Raw genomic sequence first — 24,980 nt, 5'->3', positions numbered from 1 at the left:
ACCTTTACTTAAAATGCCACGCCGCCACGGGCGCTGCCGAATTAATCACGAAATATCGGCCCGGGGACTGCCGTTGCGCTGGCCGGGTGGTGTATGATTCCGCCGCTACCTTTAGGGAAAAATATATGGATTTTGTGCAATTCCTCGACATGATCGTGCATGTCGACAAGACGCTGGGTCTCTTGATCGAGCAGTACGGTACCCTCGTGTATGCGGTGCTGTTTGCCATTATTTTTTGCGAGACAGGCCTCGTGGTGCTGTTTTTCTTCCCTGGGGATACCTTATTGTTTATCGCCGGCGCGTTTTGCGCGACGGGACAGATGCACTTGGGCTTGCTGATAGCCTTGCTGGTGACGGCCGCCGTCACGGGCAACACGCTCAATTACTGGATAGGCGAGGCAATCGGGCAAAGGGTGTTTACCCACGATTACCGCTGGATCAACAAGGATGCCATGCGCCGCACGCATGAATTCTTTGAAAAGCACGGCGGCAAGACCATCATCCTGGCCCGTTTCGTGCCGGTGGTGCGCACCTTCGCGCCGTTCGTGGCCGGCATTTCCGACATGACGCATGCGCGCTTCCAGATGTACAACGTGACGGGCGCCCTGTTGTGGGTGGTCGGTCTGGTGACGGCCGGTTACTTCTTCGGCAATATCCCATGGATCCGCGACCACCTGACCTTGATCGTGCTGATCGGAGTCGGCGCCGCCGTCGTGCCGGTGGTACTGGGCGGCATGTGGAAACTCTACAAGCGTATGGTCGGCAAGTCGGCGTAAGGCCGCATGGATCCGGGGCCAGTGCGCTGCGGCACAGCCCGCAGCCGGCCCCGGATCCCGTTTTTCGCTGTCTTGTTTCTGTTTTACTCCCGCCCTGATTCAAGTTTTGTTGCTTTCCAGCCGTAAACCAGAGGGTATTCTCACTTTCTGGATTTCCATGCGACATTTGAGCGCCCTGTTAGCTTGCAGCCTTGCCGCGATGGCGGCCATGGCAAGCGCCAAAGATGCCCCCGCTTCGGCGAGCGCCGCTGCATCCGCGCCCATGTCGGCGTCGGCGCGTGCGGCCGCCATGAAAACCCTGACCGAATCGGTGAAGGGCAAGGAGGCCAAGGCGCCTGTCGTCGTCGCGCCGACGGCGCGCGAGAAGGAAGAAGCGGCCGAAGTCGACCTGTCCGAACGCATCGCGGCGCGCCTGGCGGAAATGCGCGCCACCCAGGCGGCCCGCGCCGCCGCCCGCGCCAAGCGCGCCGCCGTGGTGAAGGCCGCGCCGCCGCCACCGCCACCCGTGCCGCGCGGTACGCACTGGTCGTACGAGGGCGACAGCGGCCCGTCCAACTGGAGCAAGATCAATGTCGACTGGGCCAAGTGCGGCAATGGCAACCGCCAGTCGCCGATCGACATCCGCGATGGCATGAAGGTGGAACTCGAGCAGATCAGCTTTGACTACCACCCGTCGTCGTTCAATGTGGTCGACAATGGCCACACGGTGCAGGTGGGCGTCAGCGGCGGCAATTACATCACGGTGCAGAACCGCATGTTCGAGCTGCAGCAATTCCATTTCCATCGTCCGTCCGAAGAGCGCATCAATGGCAAGGCATTCGAGATGGTGGTGCACCTGGTGCACCGCGATGCGGAAGGCCGGCAAGCCGTGCTGGCGCTGCTGCTGGAACGGGGCGCGCCGCAGGCGACCATCCAGACCGTGTGGAACAATCTGCCGCTGGAAAAATTCGAGACCATGCAGCCGACCATCCTGCTCGACCCGGCCGAGATGCTGCCGACGCGGCGCGATTACTACACCTACATGGGGTCGATGACGGAGCCGCCTTGCAGCGAAGGCGTGTTGTGGATGGTGATGAAGCAGCCGGTGCAGGCTTCGCCGGCGCAGATGGCGCTGTTCAGCCGTTTGTATCCCTTGAATGCGCGCCCGATTCAGCCTGCCAACGGCCGCATCATCAAGGAGTCGAATTAAGAGCGCCTGCGAAAAGCCCATGGCGTTGTTACCCCGCCTCGTCGTACATGCGTACTGCCTTCGGCGAGGCGCCTAGCCCTGGACTTTTTCAGTCACTCTTATGTAAATTCAAGGCGCTGGCGGCCGGTCCATTCGGCGCCGGCAGCCAGCAGATCGGGCTGGATCAGCGCTGGCTCGATACAGAGGAAGCGCTGGTACTCGTCGTCGGCCAGGTCGGACAGGGCGGCCGCGTCTTGCGCACCGGGGTTCCACACGACGGCATCCGTAAAGCCCTGCTGTTCCAGGCGCAGGGTATGGCTGCCGGATTGCAGGCTCAAGGCGCCCGGCAACTGGTAGTAGATGCGGTCCAGCTTGTCCTCGAATTGCAGCACCTCTTCCGCCTGCAAGGCGTCTTGCGGCGTCTCGTCCGAATAGCGCACGCGTTGCAGGCCGCCAATGCGCGCCTCGCTCAATTGATCAATCGCAAAATAGCTGTGCAGGGCGGCCGAGAACGGAAACGCCTGTTCGCCCGTGTTGTGCACGGACAGGTGCAGTTCCAGCGATTGCGCCTTGACGGCCACGCGCAGGTGCAGGGTGAAGGCATAAGGCCAGGCGGCGGCGATCGCTTCCGGCAAGTCAGCCTGGGTCAGGACAAATTGCGCCCAGGCTGCGCCATCGGCGTCGCCCGTCGATTCCAGCTGCCACGTCGCCACGCGCGCAAAGCCGTGGCGCATGCCCGTGCCGCGCGCGCCGAACTGGGGGAAGATCACGGGCACGCCGCCACGGATGGCGCGGCTGCCATCGAGGCTCGATGCACGGCTGCAGAACAGGCGCTCCTGGCCATCGCTGCTCCGCCACGAGACCAGGTGGCCGCCGTACAGGGTGACGGTCGCCTGCGCACCGTCGGCGGCGCGGATGGTCACGGCCGGCAGCAGGCCAAAAGTGCTGTTGCTCATGCTAGGCTTTCATGTCAGGTCAGGCGGCTTTTCGCCAGCGGCGGATTCTTGGCAAAGTAATTCTTGATGCCCGTGACGATGGCGTCGGCCATCTGGTCCTGGTAGCCGTTGTCGGTCAGCTTGGCTTCTTCTTCCGGGTTCGAGATGAACGCCGTCTCGATCAGGATGGAGGGAATGTCGGGCGCCTTCAGCACGGCGAAGCCGGCCTGCTCGACGGAACCCTTGTGCAGGCGGTTGATGCCGCCGATTTCGCGCAGCACGGCCTTGCCCAGCTTCATGCTGTCATTGATCTGCGCCGTCGTCGACAGGTCGAGCAGCACGCTGGCCAGCTGCTTGTCGTGGTTCTTCACGTTGACGCCGCCGATCAGGTCGGCCTGGTTTTCCTTGTTGGCCAGCCAGCGCGCGGCCGTCGAGGTGGCGCCCTTTTCGGACAGCACGAACACGGACGAGCCACGCGCCGTCGGCTGGATGAAGGCGTCGGCGTGGATGGAGACGAACAGGTCGGCCTGCACCTTGCGCGCCTTTTCCACGCGCATGCCCAGCGGGACAAAGAAGTCGGCGTCGCGCGTGAGCATGACGCGCATGTTGGGCTGCAGTTCCAGCTTGGTCTTGAGGCGCTTGGCGATGGCCAGTACCACGTCTTTTTCGCGGCTGCCCCGGCTGCCCATGGCGCCCGGGTCTTCGCCGCCGTGGCCGGGATCGAGCGCGATGGTAATCATACGCACCACTTTCTGGCCCGGCAGCGGGCGCGCTTCGGGGCGCTGTTCCGGACGGATATCGGGTACGGGCGGCACGATGGGCGCTACCGGCGGCGCCACGGCGGCCACGGGCGGCTTGCCGCTTTCGGGCAGGGGCAGCGCGGGCGGCGGCGTATGCGTGCCGGCCATGGGCGGCTTGGCCGGGTCGCTCGACCAGTCGCCCTTTTCGATCATCTGCGCGATCAGGTCCGGCTCGCGCACGGGATACAGGTCGAAGATCAAACGGTGGTTGTAGGAGCCGGCCGGCGGCAGGGTAAACAGCTGCGGCGTGACTTCTTCCTTCAGGTCGAACACCAGGCGCACGACGTTGGGCCGGTTCTGGCCCACGCGCACCTGCTTGATATACGGGTCGTTCGACTGGATCTTCGCCACCAGGCCCTTCAGGGTGGGATTGAGTTCCAGGCCTTCGATGTCGACCACCAGCCGTTCCGGATCCTTGACGATGAAGTGGGTCGCCTTGAGGATGCTGTCGTTTTCCAGGGTGACGCGGGTGTAGTCCTCGGCCGGCCAGACGCGCACGGCGAGAATTTGCGCCGCCATCGCCGACATGGGCGCGAACACGGACAACAGCAGGGTGCCGCCGGCCTTGAGCACCGTGCGCCGGGTGATGGGCGAGGAGATCAAAGGTTCGGGGCGAATTTGAGACGGTGAAGGCATGACAGACCCAATTCAGAAGACGCTTGCAATTCTACATCACGTCCTGTACCCGTAACGTTCAAATAAATATTCAGGTCCGCCGGCGGCAGCACCGGTTCGGCTTTCTCCGGCCATTCGACGATGCAGATATTGCGGCCGTCGAAGTCTTCGCGAAAACCGGCGTCGAGGAATTCCTCGGCGCTGCCCATGCGGTACAGGTCGAAGTGGATGACGTTGACGCTCTGGCCATCGAGCTGCACCGTGTACGGTTCGGACAAGGTGTAGGTGGGGCTTTTCACGTGTCCAGCATGGCCGGCCGCGTGCAGCAGCGCGCGCGTGAGGGCCGTCTTGCCGGCGCCCAGGTCGCCGTGCAGGTAGATCGCCAGGCCCGGCGCCAGCGCGCGCGCCAGCGCGGCACCCAGCGCGGCGGTGCCGGCTTCGTCGTGGAGGTGGGCTTTGAAGTGTTCGGTCATTATCTTCTGTATCGCATAAAATGGAGGCTGCTGTCATTGTAACCGCCCGCGCCCCTGCCGTTTTCCGTAAAGTCCCCTATGTCCGCCACCGTCACCGATCTCGCCGCCTTGGCGCGCACCATTAAAGAATGGGGGCGCGAGCTGGGTTTTGCCGAGGTGCGCATCGCCGACGTGGACCTGTCGCACATGGAAGCGCCCTTGCAAGCCTGGCTCGATGCAGGGTATCACGGCGAAATGGATTACATGGCCAGCCACGGCATGAAGCGCGCCCGCCCGGCCGAACTGGTGCCGGGCACGGTGCGCGCCATCAGCGCGCGCATGAATTATTTGCCGCCGGCGCTGGGGCCCGGCTGGCGCGAACGCGAGGCGGCGCGCGACGCCGATCCCGCGGCGGCCGTGATCTCCGTGTATGCGCGGGGCCGCGACTACCACAAGGTGATGCGTTCGCGCCTGCAGCAGCTGGCCGAGCGCATCAAGGGCGAAATCGGCGACTTCGGCTACCGCGTCTTCAGCGATTCGGCGCCCGTGATGGAAGTCGAGCTGGCGCAAAAGGGCGGCTTGGGTTGGCGCGGCAAGCACACCTTGCTGATCAACCGCCAGGGCGGCTCCTTCTTTTTCCTTGGCGAGATCCTCATCGACGTGCCGCTGCCGGTCGACCCGCCGGAAACGCCGCGCTGCGGCCAGTGCTCGGCATGCATCACGGTGTGCCCGACGCAAGCCATCCTGGGGCCGCACAAGCTCGACGCGCGCCGCTGCATCTCCTACCTGACCATCGAATTGAAGGGCGCCATTCCCGTGGAGATGCGGCCTTTGATCGGCAACAAGGTGTACGGCTGCGACGATTGCCAGACCGTCTGCCCGTGGAACAAGTTCGCCCAGCGCGCCGTCGTGCCCGACTTCGACGAGCGCCACAGCCTGGGCAGCGCCGGCATGGTGGAGCTGTTCGCCTGGACGGAAGAAGAATTCAACCGCCGCATGGAAGGCAGCGCGATTCGCCGCATCGGCCACGAACGCTGGCTGCGCAACCTGGCCGTCGGCATGGGCAACGCGGCCGCCAAGGCCCGGGGCCAGGCCGACATCGTCGCGGCCCTGCTGTCGCGCCGCGAGCACCCGTCGGCCATCGTGCGGGAGCACGTCGAGTGGGCGCTGGCCTTGCACGGCGTCGTTTAACCCCCTATCAAGCCTGCTTCAGGCGCAGCGCCGACCAGTTTGCGTCGATGGCGATCATCGCCACGCTGTCGAGTCCCATGGTTTGCGCAAAATTGCGGATATCGTCGCGGTGGATGTCGCTGCACGCTCTCACGCCACCCTTGCGGTACGCCACCCAGACCGCACCACCGTGCGCCAGGCGCGCCTGCGCCACCGGCAGGAACTGTTCCAGTTCCGCGCGGCTGCGCGCGAACAGCACGATCCAGTCGGCGCCTTCTCCTTCACTCACCCGCCGCTCGGCCGGCAGTTGCGCCAGCAGGGCATCGTGCTCGCCGCCGTCATTGAGCACGGCCAGGGCTTTGGCATTTTTCACATACATTTTGTCAGCGGCGGTTTTGTCAGGCATGGCAGGGACGTGTCGATTGAAGAAAGACGAGCATAACAAATTTCTCCTTGACTTATCGATATATCGTTATAAAATAGCGATACCTACTAACGATATATCTTTAAAGAGAAAACATGAGAAACTCACACCACGCAGAACACGGCCATCACGGTCATCACCATCATCACGGCCATTGCGGCCAGCAGCATCACCATGGCGAACATCGCCACGAGCACCGCAGTGAATACGCCATGCACGGCCGCGGTCCGCGCGGCTTCGACGAGCGCGGCGACGGCATGGGCCCTGGCGGCCCCGGTGGCAGGGGCGGGCGCGGCGAACGGGCCGAGCGCGTCTTTGGCCGCGGCGACCTGCCGCTGATCGTGCTGGCGCTGATCGAAATCAGCCCCCGCCACGGTTATGAAATCATCAAGGCCATCGAAGAGCGTTGCGGCGGCGCCTATGCCCCCAGCCCAGGCGCCGTGTATCCGACCCTGACCCTGCTGGAAGAGCAGGACCACGTGACGTCCTCCGAAAGCGCCAGCGGCAAAAAGCTCTACACGATCACGGACCTGGGCCGCGCTTACCTCGACGAGAACCGTGCGCAGGTCGATGGCATCCTGGCGCGCCTCGACATGTTTGCCCGCGTCCAGGCGCGCAACGCCTTGCCCGAGCGCGTGCGCCAGGCCATGCACACCCTCAAGCATGCGCTGTTGCTGAACAAGACCAACTGGAGCGAAGCGGAAGCCGAGCGCGTCTCGGCCGTGCTGGAACAGGCGGCTAACGCCATCGTCGACGGCCACTGAGCCTACTTTACAAGGATAAGCAATGACTACTGCATCACTTGCAGCACCCCGCCCGCACGCCATCGAGCGCATGCGCCACGACTTGAAACTGCGCGTGCTCACCGTCGTGCGCACCGAGCAGTTGACGCCGTACATGCGCCGCATCACCCTGGCCGGCGACGACCTGGACGGCTTTGTCTCGCCGGCGCACGACGACCACGTGAAGCTGTTCTTCCCCGCTCCCGGCGAAACGGTGCCCGTGTTTCCCGTGCTGGGCAATGGCGCGAATCCCATCCAGTACGCGGAAGGCGCGCGTCCCATCGCCCGCAACTACACGCCGCGCCGCTACGACGCCGCGCGGCGCGAGCTGGAAATCGACTTCGTGCTGCATGGCGACGGCCCCGCGGCCAGCTGGGCGGCGCAAGCTGCACCCGGCCAGACTCTGGGCGTGGGCGGACCGCGCGGCTCGATGCTGGTGCCGCTTGATTTCGACTGGTATGTGCTGGTGGGCGACCAGACGGCCTTGCCGGCCATTGCCCGCCGCCTGGAGCAGCTGCCGGCCACGGCGCGCGCGACGGCCGTGATCGAGATCGTCGAAGACGGCGAACAGATCGCGTTGGAGTGCGCGGCGCAGCTGGATGTGCGCTGGGTGGCGCGTCATGGCCGCAAGGGACCGCTGCTGCTGGAGGAATTGGCGCAGGTCGCCTTGCCGCAGGATGGCGATGGCTATGTGTGGGTGGCGTGCGAGCATGCGCAGGTGCAGGGCCTGCGCGGGCATTTCATCGACGCCGGGGTGCCGAAGCAGCATCTGCACGTGGCCAGCTACTGGAAGCATGGCGTGGAAGAGCACCATGAGCATCACGATGACTGATTAGATACTTGAAACCTCGATCCGGGGTCTGACCCCGGATTTCAGTCTACTTCAACAACCCCGCAAGCTCCACCGCCGTCTTGACCTGCATCTTGTCGAAGATATGCGCGCGGTGGACTTCCACGGTGCGCATGCTGATGCCCAGTTTGTCGGCCACCACCTTGTTCATCTTCCCCGCCAAAATCAGGTCCAGCACTTCGCGTTCGCGCGTCGACAGGGTGGCCAGGCGCGCGTGCACGGCGGCCAGTTCGCCCGCCTGGCGCGAGTTGGCCAGTCCCTGCTGCACGCGATCCATCAGGTCGTTGTCGTTGAACGGCTTTTCAAAGAAATCGAAGGCGCCCCGTTTCAGGCTGTCGACGGCCATCGGCACGTCGCCGTGACCGGTGAGGAAAATCACAGGCAGGCGCGCCGTCAGGTCGCGCTTGACCAGCTGGTCGAACAGGGCGATGCCGTTCATGTCGGGCATGCGCACGTCGAGCAGCACGCAGTCGCCGGCGGCGTCGAAGCTGCCGTCCAGGCTATCGAGAAATTGCTGGGCGCTGGCGTAGTTGCGCGCCTCAATGCTGCGCGAGGCGGCCAGCCAGGACAGGGAGTCGCGTACGACCTCTTCGTCGTCAATGATGTGCAGCATGGTGTCTCCGGATTGTCGTTATGCGTTATTCGTTAAGGCGAGTGCGGCGCGCGCGGCGCGGCCGGCACGCTGAATGTAAAGATCGTACCGCCAGCGGGGTTGGCGCCGAAGGTCAGCGCGCCGCCGTGAAATTCGATGGCGGTGCGGCAGATGTTCAGGCCCATACCCATGCCTTCGGACTTGGTCGAGAAAAACGGCGAAAACAGCCGTTCGGCCACGTCCTGCGGGATGCCGTGGCCATGGTCGATCACGTCCACTGTCACCATGCCTTGCTGCGCGTCGTGGCTGGCCCGCAGGCGCATGATACGCCGTCCCGGCGCCGCATCCTGCATGGCCTCGATGGCGTTGCGCGTCAGGTTCAGCAGCACTTGCTCGATCATCACGGGATCGGCGCGCAGCAGCGGCAGGTCCGGCGGCAGTTCTTCCTGGATGGTGACATAGTATTTGCGCGCCTGCAGGTCGATCAGCGCGCGGATGCCGTCGATCAGGGTGCGGATGGCGATATCCTGGCGTTGCGGCTCGCTCTTGCGCACGAAATCGTGCACGCTGCGGATGATCTGGCCGGCCCGCTGCGCCTGCGCGCTGGCCTGTTCCAGCGCCGGCTTCAGGGTGCCCGGATCGACGGGGGCGTCATGCTCGATGGCGCGGCGGATCAGGTTCAGCGCGCCCGTCGTGTAGCTGGAAATGGCCGCCAGCGGCTGATTTAATTCATGCGCCAGCATCGACGCCAGCTCGCCCATGGTGGCCAGGCGCGAGCTCGTTTGCAGTTTTTCCTGCTGCTGGCGATTCAATTCCTCGACCCGCTTGCGGTCCGAGATGTCGAGCACGGACCCCATCCAGCCCGTCTGCTGGCCGTTCTTGTCCACCAGCGGCGCTTCGAAGATCAGCACGGCCACGCGCGTGCCGTCGGGCCGCTGGAAATAGGTTTCGAACTGCGGCGTGGGATTGCCAGCCAGGGCCTTGACGAAGCGCTGCTGGTATTCCTCCAGCGCCTCGGGCACCCAGTAGGGCATGGGCGGCAGACGCCCCAGGATTTCCTCGGGCGGATAGCCGACGATCTGGCAGAACGCGGGATTGACGTACGTGACGCGGCCTTCCAGGTCGCGTGCGCGCATGCCCGTCACCAGCGAGTTTTCCATCGCCGTGCGAAACAGCATCTGCTGGCGCAGCGCGCCTTCGGCCACCAGGCGGCGCGAGATGTGCCGCCACAGGGCCAGCAAGCTCCACAGCAGCCCCAGCGACAGGGCGATGACGGAGCCGACCAGCAGATTGGGCAGCAGCTTGGGCTGGCTTTTCACGCTGTCGGTAAACAGGGTGATGGTGGCGCCGGGCACGTCGAGCGCGCGCTTGTGCGTGTACACGCCGTGGCCAGGCCCGGCGGCGGCGCGCCGCGCCAGCACCTTGTCGTCGCGGTCGATCAGCGAAATCTGGTTGTCCTGGGCGAACCACCACGGCACCATTTCATCGAGCAGGCTGCTGATCTGGTAGGTGGCCACCAGGCTGCCGACATAGCGCTGGCCGTCGAACAGGGGCTGGTGGTAATCCATCAGCATGGCGCCCGGCGGCGCGTCGGGAAAGCCGCTTTGCTGCGAAGGCTGGGCATATTGGCCCCGGTGCAGGCGGCGCGCATTGTCGGCCGCCGTCAGCGAGGCTGGCGAAAACGACAACGCATGCGGCAGGCTGTTGTCGCTGGTCGCCAGCACCTTGCCGCTGGTGTCGAGCCACAGCACGCGCTGCAATTCGCGGCCATTGCGCAACATCTGCTGCAGCCGTTCGTGCACTTTTTCTGCGCCCAGCGAGGCGCTGGCGATGTCCACGCCCAGGTTGAACAGGCTTTCCTCGTTGCGCGCCAGCTGGAAGCGGATGGTTTGCTCGACCCACAGTGTGTCGGCGATCAGCTGCTCCTGGCGCTCGTTGCTTTCCATTTGGCGCGCCTGCCAGGGCAGCCAGAACAGGATGGACAGGAACAGCAGCAGCAGGATGACGGGCAGCAGCCAGCGCATCGGGCTCGATAGCTTGAAGCGGCGCGCAAAGGTGGGGGAAGTCGGCATGGCTGGCAGGGTAGCGGCTTATCGGGAGCCGGCTATTGTGGTTAACCACAATAGCCGGAGTAGTTTCTTTGGCACAATATCCAAGTAGACAAAAAATAAAGTTTTTTAAAAAACCACTCAGGAGACAAAAATGCAACTGCCGCCAATGAAAACCCTGTTCGTCGCGCTGTGCGCCGCCATCGGCGCCACCGCCGGCGTCCACGCCTACGCGCAAGCGCCCATCGTCATCAAATTCAGCCACGTCGTGGCCACCGATACGCCGAAAGGCCAGGCCGCCGAGCGCTTCAAGCAGTTGGCCGAAAAAGCCACGAATGGCAAGGTCAAGGTCGAACTCTACCCGAACAGCCAGCTGTACAAGGACAAGGAAGAACTCGAAGCCCTGCAGCTGGGCGCCGTGCAGATGCTGGCGCCGTCGCTGGCCAAGTTCGGCCCCCTGGGCGTAAAGGAATTCGAAGCGTTCGACCTGCCCTACATCTTCCCCACCAAGACGGCGCTGTACAACGTCACCGAAGGCGAAATCGGCAAGAGCCTGCTGAAGAAACTGGAACCCAAGGGTATCACGGGCCTGGCCTACTGGGATAACGGCTTCAAGGTGATGTCGGCCAACAAGCCGCTGCATACGCCGGCCGATTTCAAGGGCCTGAAAATGCGCATCCAGTCGTCCAAGGTGCTCGACGCGCAGATGCGCGCGCTAGGCGCCAACCCGCAGGTGCTGGCCTTCTCGGAAGTGTATCAGGCGCTGCAGACGGGCGTGGTCGACGGTACGGAAAATCCGCCATCGAATATGTACACGCAAAAGATGCATGAAGTGCAAAAGCACGTGACCGTGTCGAACCACGGTTACCTGGGCTATGCCGTCATCGTCAACAAGAAATTCTGGGATGGCTTGCCGCCCGAAATCCGCGGCCAGCTGGAAAAAGCCATGCGCGAGGCGACCACGTTTGAAAAAGCCATCGCCCAGCGCGACAATGACCAGGCCCTCGACGCCATCAAGAAGGCGGGCAGGACGCAGATCTATACCCTGACGGTGCAGGAGCAGGCCGAGTGGCGCAAGGCGCTGGCGCCCGTGCAGAAGGCCATGGAAGCGCGCATCGGCAAAGATCTGATCTCGGCCATCAACAAGGAAAGCGCGAAGTAAGCCGCAGGCTGTAGCGCGCCGCGCCGCCTGGCGCGGCAGGCAGGGCACCCTGCCAGTCCGTTGGAACGACTCCTGCGCGTCCTGCGCGGGAGTGCGTGTACCCGCATTCTTTGAAAGTCCACCATGAAATTTCTGGATCACCTGGAAGAGTGGCTGATCGCGACCCTGATGGGCGCGGCCACCTTCATCATCTTCGTCGCGGTCGTGCACCGCTATCTGGCCGGCTTGCCGATACCGGTCGTGCAAGACTTCCTGATTCAAATCAATACCAGCTGGGCCCAGGAACTGTGCATCTACATGTTCGTCTGGATGGCCAAGTTCGGCGCCGCGTACGGCGTGCGCACGGGCATCCACGTGGGCGTCGACGTCTTGATCAACCGCATGAATCCCCGCTGGCGCGACCGTTTCATCGTCTTCGGCCTGGGGGCCGGCGCCCTGTTTACGGGCATCGTGGGCACCCTGGGCGCCAGCTTCGTGTGGTCGATCGGCCACACGGACCAGACGTCGGCCGACATGGAAGTGCCGATGTGGCTGGTTTACCTGGCCGTCCCGCTGGGTTCCTACCTGATGTGCTTCCGCTTCCTGCAGGTGATGGTGCATTTCATCAAGACGGGCGCCTTGCCGAAACACGACCATTCGCATGTCGAGGGGCTGGAAGACGAATTGACGGCTGAAGAAAAAGGAGCCAAGGCATGAACGCGCTGATCATCTTTGTATTGCTGCTGGCGCTGATGCTGACCGGCATGCCCATTTCCATTTCGCTGGGCCTGACGGTACTGACGTTCCTGTTTACCATGACCAGCGTGCCCATCGAATCGGTGGCCCTGAAAATTTTCACGGGCATCGAAAAATTCGAAATCATGGCCATCCCGTTCTTCATTTTGGCGGGCAACTTCCTCACGCATGGCGGGGTGGCGCGGCGCATGATCAACTTCGCCAGCTCCATGGTGGGCCACTGGCATGGCGGCCTGGCGCTGGCCGGCGTGATGGCGTGCGCGCTGTTTGCCGCCGTCTCCGGTTCCAGTCCCGCCACCGTGGTGGCGATCGGTTCCATCATCCTGCCGGCCATGGTCAAGCAGGGCTATCCGCGCGGTTTCGGCGCCGGCGTCATCACCACCTCGGGCGCCCTGGGCATCTTGATACCGCCATCGATCGTGATGGTGATGTATTCCGTCAGCACCAACACGTCCGTTGGCAAACTGTTCATGGCGGGTGTGATTCCCGGCATGATGCTGGCCATGCTGCTGGGCCTGACCACGTGGTTCTTGGCGCGCAAGCACAATTATCCGCGCATGCAGAAGGCCAGCTGGGGCGAGCGCTTCGTGACGTTCAAGAAAAGCGCCTGGGGCTTGTTGCTGATCGTCATCGTCATGGGCGGCATCTATTCGGGCGCCTTCACGCCGACGGAAGCGGCCGCCATGGCCGCCGTGTACGCCTTCATCATCGCCGTCTTCGTCTACAAGGACTTGAAGATCAAGCAAGTGGGCAAGGTCTTGCTCGATTCGGCCGCCATGTCGGCGATGCTGTTGTACATCATCACGAATGCCGTGCTGTTCTCGTTCCTGATGACCAGCGAAAACATCCCGCAAGCGATGGCTGAATGGATTACGGGCAAGGGCCTGGGCGTGATCAGCTTCTTGTTGGTGGTCAACGTGCTGCTGTTGTTGGCTGGTAACGTCATGGAACCGTCGTCCATCGTGCTGATCATGGCGCCGATTCTGTTCCCCGTGGCCATGAAGCTGGGCATCGACCCTGTGCACTTCGGCATCTTGATCGTGGTCAACATGGAAGTGGGCATGTGCCATCCGCCCGTGGGCCTGAACCTGTACGTGGCGTCCGGCATCACGAAGATGGGCATCTCGGAGCTGACCGTGGCCGTGATGCCGTGGCTGCTGACGATGCTGGGCTTCCTGGTGCTGATTACCTACGTACCACAAATCTCGCTGTGGTTGCCAAATTTAATTTACAACTAAAACAGTTGTCCCCGTCATGGTGCAAAAAAAGTCGATCCGGCCGAATAAATGCGCTATGATGGGCAGCCTTAAGGGGAAACACGTATATGCATATACGCCCTGGTAGCAAGGCTGAAAGACAGAATTGGTAACAAGGTTAGTGGGGGAGTGGTCTATAAAAACGGTATTGATACCGGGGATATATTGAGGAGACACACGTTTCACAGAAGTTGTTGAGTCATAGCTGTCTGCGGCCACAAGCCGGCACCGGCGGACCCAAACGACCGGGAACGTGAAGCAATATTTGAAGCGCACCGACTGGTGCGCTTTTTTTTCGTGTCGGGGAAACGTCCGCCGGCACGCCCAAAGTCGGTGCATAATCACCAGGGCGCAGCCAGATGCACCGGCAGGTTGTATATATGCCACACTTGAACTTTGATCAGCAGATGAAAAAACAACAGGGCAGTGAACTGTTCAGCGCCATCGTGGCCGCGCCGTTCGGCGCCATGGGCGTGCGCGCGCAGGAGGGCCAGTTATGCGAACTGGTGTATTTGCCGCCGCACTTCGTGGAAAAAGATGCGCAGGATGCCGTCTCCGAGCGGGCGTGCCAGCAACTGGCGCGCTATTTCCTTGATCCCGATTATGTCTTCGACCTGCCACTGGCAGACGCGGGCAGCGCCTACCAGCAGCGCGTATGGGCGGCGATTGCCGGCATTCCGCGCGGCCAGGTGCGCACGTATGGCGACGTGGCGCGTCTGATCGGCTCGGCCCCGCGCGCCGTGGGCCAGGCTTGCGGCGCCAACTGGTTTCCCGTGGTCATACCGTGCCACCGGGTCACGGCCGCTGGCGGCCTGGGCGGCTTTGCCCACCACGACGATGCGGCGGGCTTCCACCCGGGCGTCAAGCGCTGGCTGCTGGCGCATGAAGGCGTCGAGGGCATGGGATGGTCCAAACGATGATGAACAGCCTGCTGGCGCCCGACAACACTACCCTGATCGATGAATTTTGCGACAGCCTGTGGCTGGAGGACGGCTTGTCGAAGAACTCGCTCGACGCCTACCGGCGCGACATGCGTCTGTTCGCGCGCTGGCTGGAAGTGAACCGGCCCGGGCGCGAGGGCCTGTACGAAGTATCCACGGCTGATATCGACGCGTATTTCGCGGCCCGCCACGACGAGAGCAAGGCGACGTCGTCGAACCGGCGCTTGTCCGTGCTCAAGCGCTTTTACCAGCTGGCCTTGCGGCACAAGCATATCGCGGCCGATCCGTGCCTGAAGATGGTCTCGGCCAAGCAGCCGGCGCGCTTCGTGCACACCTTGAGCGAAGCGCAAGTGGAAGCCTTGCTGGCGGCGCCCGACGTCAGCACGCCGCTGGGCCTGCGCGAGCGCACCATGCTGGAGCTCATGTATGCGAGCGGCTTGCGCGTGTCGGAGCTGGTGGACTTGAAATCGGTGGAACTGAGCCTGAACGATGGCGTGCTGCGCATCACGGGCAAGGGCAGCAAGACGCGCCTGGTGCCGTTCGGCGAGCAGGCGCGGCTGTGGATTGAGCGCTACCTGAAGGAAGCGCGCGGCGTCATCCTCGATGGGCAGATGGACGATGCGCTGTTCGTCACGCGGCGCGGCGGCGCCATGACGCGGCAAATGTTCTGGGTCATCATCAAGAAACACGCGCTGAGCGCCGGCATCACGGCACCGCTGTCGCCGCATACCTTGCGCCATGCGTTCGCCACGCATTTGCTCAACCATGGCGCGGACTTGCGTGTTGTGCAATTGTTACTGGGGCACTCCGATATTTCCACCACGCAGATTTACACGCATGTGGCCCGCGAACGGCTGAAACTGCTGCATGCGCAGCATCATCCGCGCGGCTAAAAATTTTGTATTTGCTCCAACTGCGTCATAATGTGCCCTATGTGCTTATCTGTAACAATAAAAAACTAAAGAGGTAGTAAATGGCCAAGACAAATTTCCAATACGAAAAACGGCAAAAAGAGCTGGAAAAGAAGAAGAAAGCCGAGGAAAAAGCCAGACGCAAGCTGGAAGCGAAGAACAATCCGAAGCCGGCCGACGGCGGCGAAGGCGATGAGCCGGAAGCGGACGACGCCGACGTCGATGCAGATCCGGCCGCCGAGGGCGACGCACCCGCCCAGCCCCAGTAACTCCCCGTTCCTGACGACCGGTGCGGCATCGCCGCGCCGGTATCTCCTCGTTTCCCCTTCCCCCGCTACAAGTGCGGCCGCTGGCCAAGCGCCAGTTGCAGCTGCGTGCTGGCCATGGCCGCATCGGCGCGCGCCTGCACATAGCCCTGGTACGCTTCGTCGGCCGAGCGCTGCGCCGCCAGCCATTCCAGCAGCGAGGCATTGCCGCTGAAGTAAGACAGGCGCATGCCGTCGACCACCTTTTGCGCATCGACCAGCACGCCGTCGCGGTAGCGCGCCAGCCTGTCCTGCGCCGCATGCAGCTGCCGCTGCGCCGTGCGCACTTGCGTCTCCGCCTGTAATTCGGCCTGGCGCAGGGCCAGCATCGCTTGCGTGACCCCTGCTTCGGCTTGCACCACGTCGCCCTTGTCGCGCCGCGACAGGGGGATCGGGATGGCCAGCGAGATGGACAGCGCACGGGAGCGGGGCGCGCCATCGACGGGATTGCCGCTGGCGTCGATGCTGTCATGGTAGCCGCGCGCGGCGGCCAGGCCTACGGTCACGGTCGGGTCGACGGCGCGGTTGGCGCGCACCAGCGCCGCACCGTCGCGCAGGTTGTCCAGCGTGGCGCGGGCGATGCGCACGTCGTTGCGGGCCTCGAGCGCCTGCGGCACCAGCACGCCGGCGTCGCCGCCCTCGTACGCGGCGAAGTCGCACGCCAGCTGCGCTTGCGGAAACAGGCCATCGAACTGGCGCCCCAGCGGCGGCGACAGGGCCAGCATCGCGCTATCTGCCTCGCTGCGCGCCTGCGCCAGGTCGGCCTGGAACTGGTCGCGTTCCACGCGCGACTGCAGCAGCTCGATGCCGCCCACGTCGCCCGCCTTGCGCCGCACGGTATTCGCCTCGACTACCTTCGACAGGGCCGCCATGGTCTGCTCCTTGCGCGCGAGGACCTCGCGCGTGCGGCAAGCTTCCGTGAACGCGGCGGCGGCCGTGCCATACAGTTCGCTCCTGAAACCGGCCACCGTCTCCTCTGCCAGCGCGACATTGCTGTGCGCCGCCTTCAGGCGCGCGGCGCGCTTGCCGCCCGTCTCGATGGCCATGCTGATGGCCGGATTCCACGTGACGGGACGGTGTTCGACGCTGCGCACGGTTTCGCGCGTGGCGCCCAGCGTGAATTCCGGGTCGGGACGCAGGCCGGCGATGCCGATGCCGGCCTTGGCCGAGGTGATGCCTTCCTGCTGCGCCTGCAATTCCAGGCTGTGGCTTTCCACGGCGGACAGATAGGTTTCAAAGCTCAAGGGTGTGGCAATGGCGCATGGAGCAATCAGCCAGGCCGCCAGCAGTACATTAAAACGTGTCATGGGTCTCTCCTTCGGTGTCGGTCCGGCGTTTTTGCAGGTGCGCCTCGATCAGGTAATACAGGGCCGGCAACAGCAGCAGGGTCAGTGCGGTCGCCGTCACCAGGCCTCCCACCACGACGGTAGCCAGCGGGCGTTGCACGTCGCTGCCCAGGCCCGTCGCCAGCATGGCCGGCGTCAGCCCCAGGGCGGCCACCGTGGCCGTCATCAGCACGGGACGCATGCGGTCGCGCGCACCTTCCAGCACGGCATCGCGCAGGCTTTTCCCCTCGTCGCTGCGCAAGCGGTTGATCTGCGCCAGCATCAGGACGGCATTCAGGACGGCCACGCCGAACAGGGCGATGAAGCCGACGGCGCTCGACACGTTCAAGGTCATGCCGCGCAGGTGCAGCGCGGCCAGGCCACCGAGCATGGCCAGCGGCACGGCCAGCAAGACCAGCGCGGGCTGGCGCAGGTTGCGGAACTGGCCGAACAGCAGCAGGAACATGGCGCCCAGGGTCATCGGCAGGATCAGCGCCAGACGGCTTTGCGCGCGCTGCAGGTTTTCGAACTGGCCGCCCCATTCGACGCTGATGCGCTGGTGCTCGTCGGCTACGGCTTGCGCCACCAGCGGGCGCGCTTCGGCCAGGAAGCTGGCCAGGTCGCGCCCGCGGGCATTCAGGCGCACGATGATGTGGCGCCGTCCCATTTCGCGCACGATCACGCTTTCGCCCGAGGTGGTGCTGATGGTGGCCACCTGCGCCAGCGGAATCCTCGCGCCGTTGGCGGCGTTGAGCTTCAAGTTGGCGATGGCGTCCGGGCTGGAACGCGTGGCCGGCGGGAAGCGCACGGCGATGTCGTAGCTTTTCTCGCCCACGTACACTTGGCCGATGGGCGCACCGCCGATGCCGGTGGCGATCAGGTCGGCCACGTCGGCCGTGTTGATGCCGTAGCGGGCCGCCTTTGCCCTGTCCAGTTCCACCTTCAGGTTGGGCAGCGGCGGCTCCACGTCCACCGCCACGTCGGAGGCGCCAGGGATAGTCTTCAGGACATTTGCCACCTTGCCGGCGATGCCGCGTACCTCGTCGAGGTCATTGCCGAAGATTTTCACCGTCAGGTCGCTGTGCGCGCCCGACAATTTATCCTGCACGCCGTCTATCATCGGCTGCATGAAAGCCACCGTGACGCCGGGCATGCTGGCGAAGCGCGCGTTCATTTTGGCGATCAGCTGCTGCTTGCTCATGCCCGACTTCCAGCTCTTGTATGGATGCAGGCCCACGCTCGCTTCGATGTGCGACGGCGTCCAGTAATCGGTGCCGTCGTCGTTGCGCCCCGTCTGCGTGACGATGGTCGATACTTCGGGAAATTCCAGCGCGGCGCGCCGCAGTTCGCTGGCCATCTCGGATGCCTTGTCCAGGGTGATCCCGGGCGGCATCTGCACCTGCAACCACAAGGAGCCTTCATCGAGGTAGGGCAGGAAGTCGCGCCCGATGCTGCCGCCCAGCAGCGCCAGGCACGCCAGCGAGGTGGCGCACACCATCGCCACCCAGCGCTTCCTGCCCACCATGCGTTCGAGGAAACGCCCGTACGCGCCCGCCAGCTTGTCCAGCGCGCGGTTATGGAAGGTGCGGCGCGGCTTGCGCAAGGCCAGCCAGGCCAGGCCCGGGATCAGCACCAGCGCCACCACCAGCGCGCCCACCAGCGCCGCGCCCACCGCATACGCCATCGGCGAGAACAGCTTGTATTCGATGCGCTGGAAGGCGAACAGGGGTAAATAAGCGGCGATGATGACGGCCATGCCGAACATGATGGGACGTGCCACCTGCAGGGTCGCATCGATGGCGTCCTGCAGGGTGAGAGGCCGTTCCTGTTCCCGTTCGCGGCGGCGCAGCATGTTTTCCAGCACCACCACGGAACCGTCGACAAGGATGCCGAAGTCGATCGCCCCCAGCGACAGCAGGTTGGCGGGAATTTTAAAATGGTGCATGAAGATGAAGGCGATCAGCAGGGCCAGCGGAATCGTCAGCGCGACGATGGCGGCCGCGCGCGGGCTGCCCAGATACAGCAGCAGCACGAGGGCGACGAGCAGCATGCCTTCGCCCAGGGTGTAACTGACCGTGTGCAAGGTGGCGTCGATCAGCGAGCTGCGGTCCAGGTAGGGCACCACTTTCACATCCTTCGGCAGCACATTGGCATTCAAGTCATCCACGGCTGCATGGATGCCGGCCAGCGCTTCGGACGGATTGAAGTCCTTCAGCAGCAGGGTGATGCCTTCGATGGTGTCGGGATTGTCGTCCTTGCCCAGGATGCCACGCCGCTCCACGTTGCCGTAGGCGAGCTTGCCCAGGTCCTTCACCAGCACGGGCACGCCGTTCTTGCTGCTGACGACGACGTTGCCCATGTCGTCCAGCGAATGCAGCAAGCCCACGCCGCGCACCACGTACGATTGCTGGCCGCGGTCGATGACGCTGCCGCCGCCGCTGATGTTGTTGGCGTTGATGGCGTCCTTGACCTGCGCCAGCGAGAAGCCGTAGCTGTCGAGTTTTGCGGGGTCGAGTTCCAGCATGAATTGCGTGGTCAAACCGCCGAAATTGCTCACATCGGCCACGCCGCGCACCTGCTGCAGGCGCGGGATCACGGTCCAGAACTGCAGCTCGGACAGTTCGCGCAGGCTGCGGCTTTTCGATTCCAAGGTGTAGCGGTAGATTTCGCCCGTGGGCGAGGTATAGGGATCGAGTCCCGGCTTGGCGTCATACGGCAGGTTGACGCTGGCGAGGCGTTCCTGCAGCCGCTCGCGCGTGAAGTAGCCGTCGCTGCCATCCTCGAACACCACCGTGATCAGCGACAGCGCGAACAGGCTGCGCGTGCGCAGCACGTGCATGCCGGGCGTGCCGAGCAGGGCGCGTTCGAGCGGAATGGTGATCTGCTGTTCGATTTCCTCGGCGCCCAGGCCCGGCACCTGCGTGACGATTTGCGAGGTGACGTCGGCGATGTCGGGGTAGGCTTCGATGGGCAGCTGCTTCCAGCAGTAGACGCCATAGGCGGCGACGAACAGCAGCACCAGCCAGACGATGCCGCGCCGCTGGCAGCAGGTGGCAATGAAACGGTCAATCATTGAGCAGCACTCCTTCCTTGACGACGATGCGTTCGCCCGCCTTCAGGCCGGAGACGATTTCCACCTGGTCGCCATGGCTGGCGCCCACTTCCACCGCGCGCGGCGAGAACACCAGCGCGCTGCGTTCGACCATTACGCGCGTCGAGGGGCCGCTTTGCAGCAGGGCGGACGCTGGCACGAGGAGGGCGCGGCGGCTGGCGCCGGCGAACCCCGCGTGGGCGAACATGCCGGGCTTGAAGGCGCCGTTGCGGTTGTCGATGGCCACGCGCACCTTCACCGTGCGCGTCTCGGGGTCGAGCACGGCGCCCACATACGCGACCTTGCCTTCGAAAGCCTTGCCGGGCCAGGCGTCGACGGTGATGCTGGTCGTTTGTCCCACGGCGACCTGCGCCAGGTCCCTTTCGGCCACGTTGGCCGACAGCCAGACGGTGGACAGGTCGGCCACCGTCATGACGGGCGCGTTGATATCGTTCCAGTAGCCGCCCTGGGCGCCTTCCATGGCGATCACGGTGCCGGCGATCGGCGAACGCAGCACATAGTCGCGGCGCGACCCGCGCGCTCCTGCTCCGTACTGGGCCAGCTTGTCGGCGCTGGCCTGGGCGTCGCTGCCGGCTTGCGCAAAACTGGCCTGCGCCGCTTCGTACTCCTTGCGCGCTGCGATTTCCGCCTCGAACAGGGTTTTCTGGCGTTCCAGTTCCTGGCGTGCCTGCAGCAGGGCGGACCTGGCTTTGCTGTCGTCCGCGTAGGCGGCGCTCAGTTCCGCCGAGTCCAGCGTGAACAGCGGATCGCCCGCCTTCACGCTGTCGCCCAGGGCGCGCTGCAAGCGCGTGATGCGTCCGGCCAGAGGCGGCGTGATCTTCACCAGCTTCTCCGGCATGGCCTCGATGCTGCCCGGCGCCTCCGTCTGCGTGGCGATGTTCTGTTCCAGCACGGCGGCGATCTGCAGGCGCTGGCGCAGCGGCGACATCTTGTCGACGGCGATGCTGCCGTCGTCCTGATGCATCGATTGGGCGACAGGCGTGGCTGCCGCCGTCGGCTTGGCGCAGCCGGCCAGGGCCGAGCAGGCGAGAGCGAGGGCGCAGCTGGCGCCCAGGGCGTTGCGGGTGGTCGTGTTCATCCCGTGTTTCCTTGTTATTGATGGTGAGGGTGCATGCGTGGATGCCGTGCCCAGGCGGGCAATGAGAGGGGCGCAGGTGGCGCAGGCAGCGTCACAACAGCGCCGGGAAAGCATAGCAATGTGGTCCTGAAGAAGCGCCCAAGAACGCCTGAATCATTCTTCAGGTTCCGTGCGCGCACGGTGCGGCGCGGTAAAATGCCAGCATGGAAAACACGGCGCAATGCGAAAGGCAGGCATGAGAATCCTCCTGGTGGAAGATGACCGCAAGGCGGCGCGCCTGCTGGCGCGGGGCTTGCAGGAAGAAGGCTTTGTCGTCGACGTGGCGCACAGCGCGGAAGAGGGCGAGGACGAAAGCTACGCCGTCGACTACGACGCAATCGTGCTGGACTGGATGTTGCCGGGCAAGCAGGGCATCGATTTTTGCCGCGACTTGCGCGCGCGCGGCATCCAGACGCCCGTGCTGATGCTCACGGCGCGCGACGCCACGGCCGACCGGGTGGCGGGCCTGAACACGGGCGCCGACGATTACCTGACCAAGCCGTTCGAATTCGAGGAGCTGCTGGCGCGCATTCGCGCCCTGTTGCGCCGCTCCGACATCAGCCGCCCGCTGGTGCTGGCGCTGGCCGACCTGACGCTCGATCCCGTCAGCCACCAGGCAACGCGGGCTGGCGTGCCGCTGGTGCTCACGCCCAAGGAATACGCGATCCTGTTGATCCTGCTGCGCCAGGCGGGCGAAGTGGTCAGCCGCGCGCGCCTGGCCGAGCAGATCTGGCAGGCGGACCTGATCGGCATTGACAACCTGATCGACGTCCACGTGCGCAACCTGCGGGGGAAAGTGGATGCGCCGGGCTTACCGCCATTGATACACACGGTGCGCGGACGCGGCTTCCGCCTGGCGGAAAACAATGGTGGCTAGCTTTCGCAAGCGATTGCTGCTGGTGCACCTGGCCGTCATCCTCGCCATCGTCGCCTTCACGGCGCTGGCCGGTTACTGGGAGCTGTCGCGCGCCGTGCACGGCCAGCTCGATGCGGCCCTGCTGGCGCTGGCCGAGACGGAAATGGCCATGCTGCCCGCCGCGCCGCGCCAGCCCGTGCAGGTGCACGAGGTGGCGCCGGGCCAGGCGCCGCCGTCATTGACGCGGCTCGACCGCCTGGTGCAGATCATCGATGGCGAAGGCCGCGTGCTGGCGCGCAGCCGCAACCTGGAGGCCGCGCAATTGCCGGCCCCTCCCGCCCTGCTGGCGCGCCTGGCGGCCGGCGAGACCATTTTCGAGACCCTGCCGAAGTTCGGCGAAGAGCCGCTGCGCATGGTCTCGATTCCCGTGCCTTCGTCCGGTGCGCGCCTGGCGGTGCAGGTGGCCGGTTCGCTCGACGACACCAATCACGTGCTGGCCGCGGCCACCGTGCTGTTTGGCGCCATGGCGCTGGCGCTGCTGGCGGCCGTGGGCCTGGCCGGCGAAATGCTCACGCGCCGCGTGCTGGGCGCCATCGACGACGTGGTGGACCAGGCGCATTCGATCGGCGAAGCCAGCCTGCACCAGCGCCTGCCCCATCCCGGCACGCAGGACGAGATCGGCCGCCTGGTCGATACCCTGAACGCCATGCTGGACCGCCTGGAACACGGCTACGACGCGCAGCGCCGCTTCACGGCTGACGCTTCGCACGAATTGCGCTCGCCCCTGTCGCGCCTGCGCACGGAAATCGAAATCACCCTGCGCCGCCCGCGCGAGTCGCCCGAGTATGTCGATGCGCTGGCATCGTGCCTCGATGAAGTGCAGCGCCTGACGACCCTGGTGGAAGAGCTCTTGATGCTCACGCGCCTGGACGTGGGCCAGGAGCGCAATGCGGTGGAAACCATTGCACTCAATCCGCTCGTGCGGGCGGCGGCGCAGCGCCTGGAAAAGGCGGCAGCGCAGCGCGGCATCCGCATCGTCTTCGATGCAAGTGTCGACGTGCAGGCCAGGGTGGCGGCCGGCCCGGTCGACCTGGTGCTGGCCAATTTGCTGGATAACGCCGTGAAGTTTTCGCCGCCCGACAGCGTCATCAGCGTGCACGTGGCGCGCGATGGCGCGCATGCGATCGTCGGCGTGGCCGATGCGGGACCGGGTATCGGCGTGGAAGACTTGCCGCACCTGTTCGAGCGGTTTTACAGGGGCGCCCAGGCGCGTGCGGGCGAGGCGCCCGGTTTCGGCCTGGGCCTGGCCCTGTCGCAAGCCATCGTGCACGCGTATGGCGGCAGCATCGAGGCGCAGAACCGCCCGCAGGGCGGCGCGCTGTTCCTCATGCGCCTGCCCGCCTCAAGCTGAAGGTGCGACGCCTTCCCAGCGCACTTGCCGCACCTGCGGCCAGGCGCCCGCGCGGTTGACGAAGCGCACCAGCACGGCGCGCTGCACGGCCTGGCACAGCACCGTGGCGATCAGCTGTACCACCTGCCTGGCCGCGTCCCAGCTGCGCAGCATTTGCGACGGCGCCAGGCCCGCGCCCTTGAGTTCGGCCAGCAGCAGGCGCACGACGTGGTCGGCCTGCGCCGCGGGGCAGGTGACGGTCAGGCGGTAGGTGGCGACAGTCGGACCACGTTTGACAAACCACAGCATCCATTTTTTCATCATCACACTCCCCGTTCGGCGACAAATTCCGCGTTGTTCACCAGTGCCCAGCGCACGGCCGAGACGCTGCCTTCCAGGCTGACCTGGCTGACGATCTGTTCCAGCAACCCCAGGCTGGACAGGGGCGTGAGCAGGTCGGCCCGCACTTCGATGCGTCCGGCGTGCGCGGCATCCTCGCTGTGCAAGGATTGCAGCATCAGGGCCGGCATGCCGCTGATCATGCGCAGCATCAGGTTGCGCACGAGGATTTCCTGCTCCGCCTCGCACACGGCCGTCACGCGGTAGATGCTTTCCGTCTCGATGCCCGCTTCGCCGCCGTGCGCGTTGATGCGTTGCGCCAGGTGGCGCAGTACCAGGTTGGCCACCAGGACAAATCCCGTGCCGATGGCCGCTTCCAGTGCAAACCCCAGGCCGCACAGGATGCCGATGGCGGCCGAGCACCACAGGGTGGCGGCCGTATTCAGGCCGCGCACCGTCATGCCTTCGCGCATGATGACGCCGGCGCCCAGGAATCCGATGCCGGAGACCACCTGCGCGGCGATGCGCATATGGCCGGCGCTATCGCCTTCGAGCACGGAAACCATCACGAACAGCGAGGCGCCGACGGAGACCAGCGCGTTCGTGCGCAGGCCCGCCATGCGCTGGCGCAGCTGGCGTTCGGCGCCGATCATGGCGCCCAGGGTCAATGCCGCGGCAACGCGCAGCGCAAAGTCAAATACCACCATCAGTTTCTCCCGGCTGGGGAGGAACAGGCGAGTGCGGGGGCGAAGACAATTCGCCCCGAAAGGGGGCAGCAGACGATAACGGTGGAACGATGAGGAGGGAAGTGGCGGCGAGAGAATACTGCCGCTGATAAAACCGCACCTTGCCATGGGCAGGGCGGGCGGAATGCGCGCGTCTTGCCTAAGGCCGATCGCCGATGGTCAATCGACTACTG

Annotated in this window: 25 protein-coding genes; 13 read left to right on the top strand and 12 right to left on the bottom strand. The window is 64.6% G+C overall.

The genetic code is table 11. The annotated features are described in order from the left end of the window. Positions 1-125: 125 nt before the first annotated feature. Positions 126-776, top strand: coding sequence for a VTT domain-containing protein (locus NCG91_RS25860; protein WP_071075583.1), 651 nt, complete (start codon positions 126-128; stop codon positions 774-776). Positions 777-875: 99 nt separating this feature from the next. Here NCG91_RS25860 and NCG91_RS25855 read toward each other — a convergent pair whose 3' ends face one another. Beyond that, complete coding sequence (locus NCG91_RS25855; protein ID WP_251351786.1) at positions 876-1,067, bottom strand: hypothetical protein; 192 nt, start codon at positions 1,065-1,067, stop codon at positions 876-878. Between NCG91_RS25855 and NCG91_RS25850 the strand changes: the two genes are divergently transcribed. Continuing rightward, positions 1,066-1,965, top strand: a complete 900-nt coding sequence (locus tag NCG91_RS25850) for a carbonic anhydrase (RefSeq protein ID WP_305055851.1) — start codon at positions 1,066-1,068, stop codon at positions 1,963-1,965. The two genes, NCG91_RS25855 and NCG91_RS25850, sit on opposite strands and share 2 nt — an antisense overlap. A 98-nt stretch (positions 1,966-2,063) precedes the next feature. Here NCG91_RS25850 and NCG91_RS25845 read toward each other — a convergent pair whose 3' ends face one another. From NCG91_RS25845 to tsaE, 3 genes are read right to left on the bottom strand one after another with little or no spacing between them, the layout of a single operon-like run. Further along, entirely contained in the window at positions 2,064-2,900 is an 837-nt protein-coding gene (locus tag NCG91_RS25845; RefSeq protein WP_251351772.1) for a D-hexose-6-phosphate mutarotase, read from the bottom strand. A 14-nt stretch (positions 2,901-2,914) separates the two neighbouring features. Beyond that, positions 2,915-4,315: an N-acetylmuramoyl-L-alanine amidase gene (locus tag NCG91_RS25840; protein WP_211548112.1), complete on the bottom strand. Its 1,401-nt coding sequence runs from the start codon at positions 4,313-4,315 to the stop codon at positions 2,915-2,917. Then, positions 4,279-4,767 (bottom strand): tRNA (adenosine(37)-N6)-threonylcarbamoyltransferase complex ATPase subunit type 1 TsaE, encoded by a 489-nt coding sequence (gene tsaE / locus NCG91_RS25835; protein WP_251351771.1) that lies wholly within the window; start codon positions 4,765-4,767, stop codon positions 4,279-4,281. The genes NCG91_RS25840 and tsaE overlap by 37 nt, the downstream gene beginning before the upstream one ends. 78 nt (positions 4,768-4,845) lie before the next feature. On the opposite strand from tsaE, the gene queG reads away from it, so the two are divergent. Further along, positions 4,846-5,937, top strand: a complete 1,092-nt coding sequence (gene queG, locus NCG91_RS25830; RefSeq protein WP_251351770.1) for a tRNA epoxyqueuosine(34) reductase QueG — start codon at positions 4,846-4,848, stop codon at positions 5,935-5,937. A 7-nt stretch (positions 5,938-5,944) separates the two neighbouring features. On the opposite strand, the gene NCG91_RS25825 is transcribed toward queG, so the two are convergent. Continuing rightward, positions 5,945-6,289, bottom strand: a complete 345-nt coding sequence (locus NCG91_RS25825; RefSeq protein WP_251351769.1) for a DUF3052 family protein — start codon at positions 6,287-6,289, stop codon at positions 5,945-5,947. 146 nt (positions 6,290-6,435) lie between these two features. Here NCG91_RS25825 and NCG91_RS25820 point away from each other — a divergent pair, with 146 nt between their 5' ends. Both NCG91_RS25820 and NCG91_RS25815 read left to right on the top strand, forming a co-directional pair. Continuing rightward, positions 6,436-7,104 (top strand): PadR family transcriptional regulator, encoded by a 669-nt coding sequence (locus tag NCG91_RS25820; RefSeq protein ID WP_251351768.1) that lies wholly within the window; start codon positions 6,436-6,438, stop codon positions 7,102-7,104. 22 nt (positions 7,105-7,126) lie between these two features. Beyond that, entirely contained in the window at positions 7,127-7,954 is an 828-nt protein-coding gene (locus tag NCG91_RS25815) for a siderophore-interacting protein (protein WP_251351767.1), read from the top strand. Between the two features lie 46 nt (positions 7,955-8,000). Here NCG91_RS25815 and NCG91_RS25810 read toward each other — a convergent pair whose 3' ends face one another. Both NCG91_RS25810 and NCG91_RS25805 read right to left on the bottom strand, forming a co-directional pair. Further along, on the bottom strand, positions 8,001-8,585 hold the full coding sequence (locus NCG91_RS25810; RefSeq protein ID WP_034780029.1) for a response regulator transcription factor: 585 nt from the start codon (positions 8,583-8,585) through the stop codon (positions 8,001-8,003). Between the two features lie 32 nt (positions 8,586-8,617). Further along, the gene (locus tag NCG91_RS25805; protein ID WP_251351766.1) at positions 8,618-10,636 is read right to left on the bottom strand and encodes a sensor histidine kinase; all 2,019 of its coding nucleotides are present in this window, start codon (positions 10,634-10,636) and stop codon (positions 8,618-8,620) included. Between the two features lie 145 nt (positions 10,637-10,781). On the opposite strand from NCG91_RS25805, the gene NCG91_RS25800 reads away from it, so the two are divergent. The 6 genes from NCG91_RS25800 to NCG91_RS25775 all read left to right on the top strand — a co-directional run bounded on the left by NCG91_RS25800 (position 10,782) and on the right by NCG91_RS25775 (position 15,886). After that, positions 10,782-11,774 carry a TRAP transporter substrate-binding protein gene (locus tag NCG91_RS25800; protein ID WP_251351784.1) on the top strand — a complete coding sequence of 331 codons (993 nt, stop codon included), beginning with the start codon at positions 10,782-10,784 and terminating at the stop codon, positions 11,772-11,774. A gap of 123 nt (positions 11,775-11,897) precedes the next feature. Then, positions 11,898-12,470: a TRAP transporter small permease gene (locus NCG91_RS25795; RefSeq protein ID WP_251351765.1), complete on the top strand. Its 573-nt coding sequence runs from the start codon at positions 11,898-11,900 to the stop codon at positions 12,468-12,470. Further along, positions 12,467-13,747 (top strand): TRAP transporter large permease, encoded by a 1,281-nt coding sequence (locus NCG91_RS25790; RefSeq protein ID WP_099666605.1) that lies wholly within the window; start codon positions 12,467-12,469, stop codon positions 13,745-13,747. Before NCG91_RS25795 ends, NCG91_RS25790 begins: the two co-directional genes overlap by 4 nt. A 425-nt stretch (positions 13,748-14,172) precedes the next feature. Then, entirely contained in the window at positions 14,173-14,685 is a 513-nt protein-coding gene (locus NCG91_RS25785; RefSeq protein WP_251351764.1) for a methylated-DNA--[protein]-cysteine S-methyltransferase, read from the top strand. Further along, a complete protein-coding gene (gene xerD / locus NCG91_RS25780; RefSeq protein ID WP_251351763.1) occupies positions 14,682-15,599 on the top strand; it encodes a site-specific tyrosine recombinase XerD in 918 nt (305 codons plus the stop codon). The genes NCG91_RS25785 and xerD overlap by 4 nt, the downstream gene beginning before the upstream one ends. Positions 15,600-15,679: 80 nt before the next feature. Further along, on the top strand, positions 15,680-15,886 hold the full coding sequence (locus NCG91_RS25775; RefSeq protein WP_070257461.1) for a hypothetical protein: 207 nt from the start codon (positions 15,680-15,682) through the stop codon (positions 15,884-15,886). Between the two features lie 65 nt (positions 15,887-15,951). Here NCG91_RS25775 and NCG91_RS25770 read toward each other — a convergent pair whose 3' ends face one another. Genes NCG91_RS25770 through NCG91_RS25760 form a run of 3 tightly spaced genes read right to left on the bottom strand, consistent with a single transcriptional unit; the run spans position 15,952 to position 21,437 of the window. After that, positions 15,952-17,229: a TolC family protein gene (locus tag NCG91_RS25770; RefSeq protein ID WP_251351762.1), complete on the bottom strand. Its 1,278-nt coding sequence runs from the start codon at positions 17,227-17,229 to the stop codon at positions 15,952-15,954. Further along, on the bottom strand, positions 17,216-20,320 hold the full coding sequence (locus tag NCG91_RS25765) for an efflux RND transporter permease subunit (RefSeq protein ID WP_251351761.1): 3,105 nt from the start codon (positions 20,318-20,320) through the stop codon (positions 17,216-17,218). Before NCG91_RS25765 ends, NCG91_RS25770 begins: the two co-directional genes overlap by 14 nt. Beyond that, positions 20,313-21,437, bottom strand: a complete 1,125-nt coding sequence (locus NCG91_RS25760) for an efflux RND transporter periplasmic adaptor subunit (RefSeq protein WP_251351760.1) — start codon at positions 21,435-21,437, stop codon at positions 20,313-20,315. The genes NCG91_RS25765 and NCG91_RS25760 overlap by 8 nt, the downstream gene beginning before the upstream one ends. A 235-nt stretch (positions 21,438-21,672) precedes the next feature. On the opposite strand from NCG91_RS25760, the gene NCG91_RS25755 reads away from it, so the two are divergent. Then, on the top strand, positions 21,673-22,353 hold the full coding sequence (locus tag NCG91_RS25755) for a response regulator transcription factor (RefSeq protein ID WP_251351759.1): 681 nt from the start codon (positions 21,673-21,675) through the stop codon (positions 22,351-22,353). Further along, a complete protein-coding gene (locus NCG91_RS25750) occupies positions 22,346-23,743 on the top strand; it encodes a sensor histidine kinase (RefSeq protein WP_251351783.1) in 1,398 nt (465 codons plus the stop codon). Before NCG91_RS25755 ends, NCG91_RS25750 begins: the two co-directional genes overlap by 8 nt. Here the strand turns inward: NCG91_RS25750 and NCG91_RS25745 are convergent. Next, positions 23,735-24,043, bottom strand: a complete 309-nt coding sequence (locus NCG91_RS25745; RefSeq protein WP_251351758.1) for a hypothetical protein — start codon at positions 24,041-24,043, stop codon at positions 23,735-23,737. The two genes, NCG91_RS25750 and NCG91_RS25745, sit on opposite strands and share 9 nt — an antisense overlap. Before the next feature lie 2 nt (positions 24,044-24,045). Next, positions 24,046-24,768 (bottom strand): MgtC/SapB family protein, encoded by a 723-nt coding sequence (locus tag NCG91_RS25740; RefSeq protein WP_251351757.1) that lies wholly within the window; start codon positions 24,766-24,768, stop codon positions 24,046-24,048. Positions 24,769-24,980 lie beyond the last annotated feature (212 nt).

The organism is Janthinobacterium kumbetense, from assembly GCF_023703445.1.
In the GTDB taxonomy this organism is placed as follows: Bacteria; Pseudomonadota; Gammaproteobacteria; order Burkholderiales; family Burkholderiaceae_D; genus Janthinobacterium; species Janthinobacterium kumbetense.
This window is presented reverse-complemented; position numbering and strand designations above follow the sequence as displayed.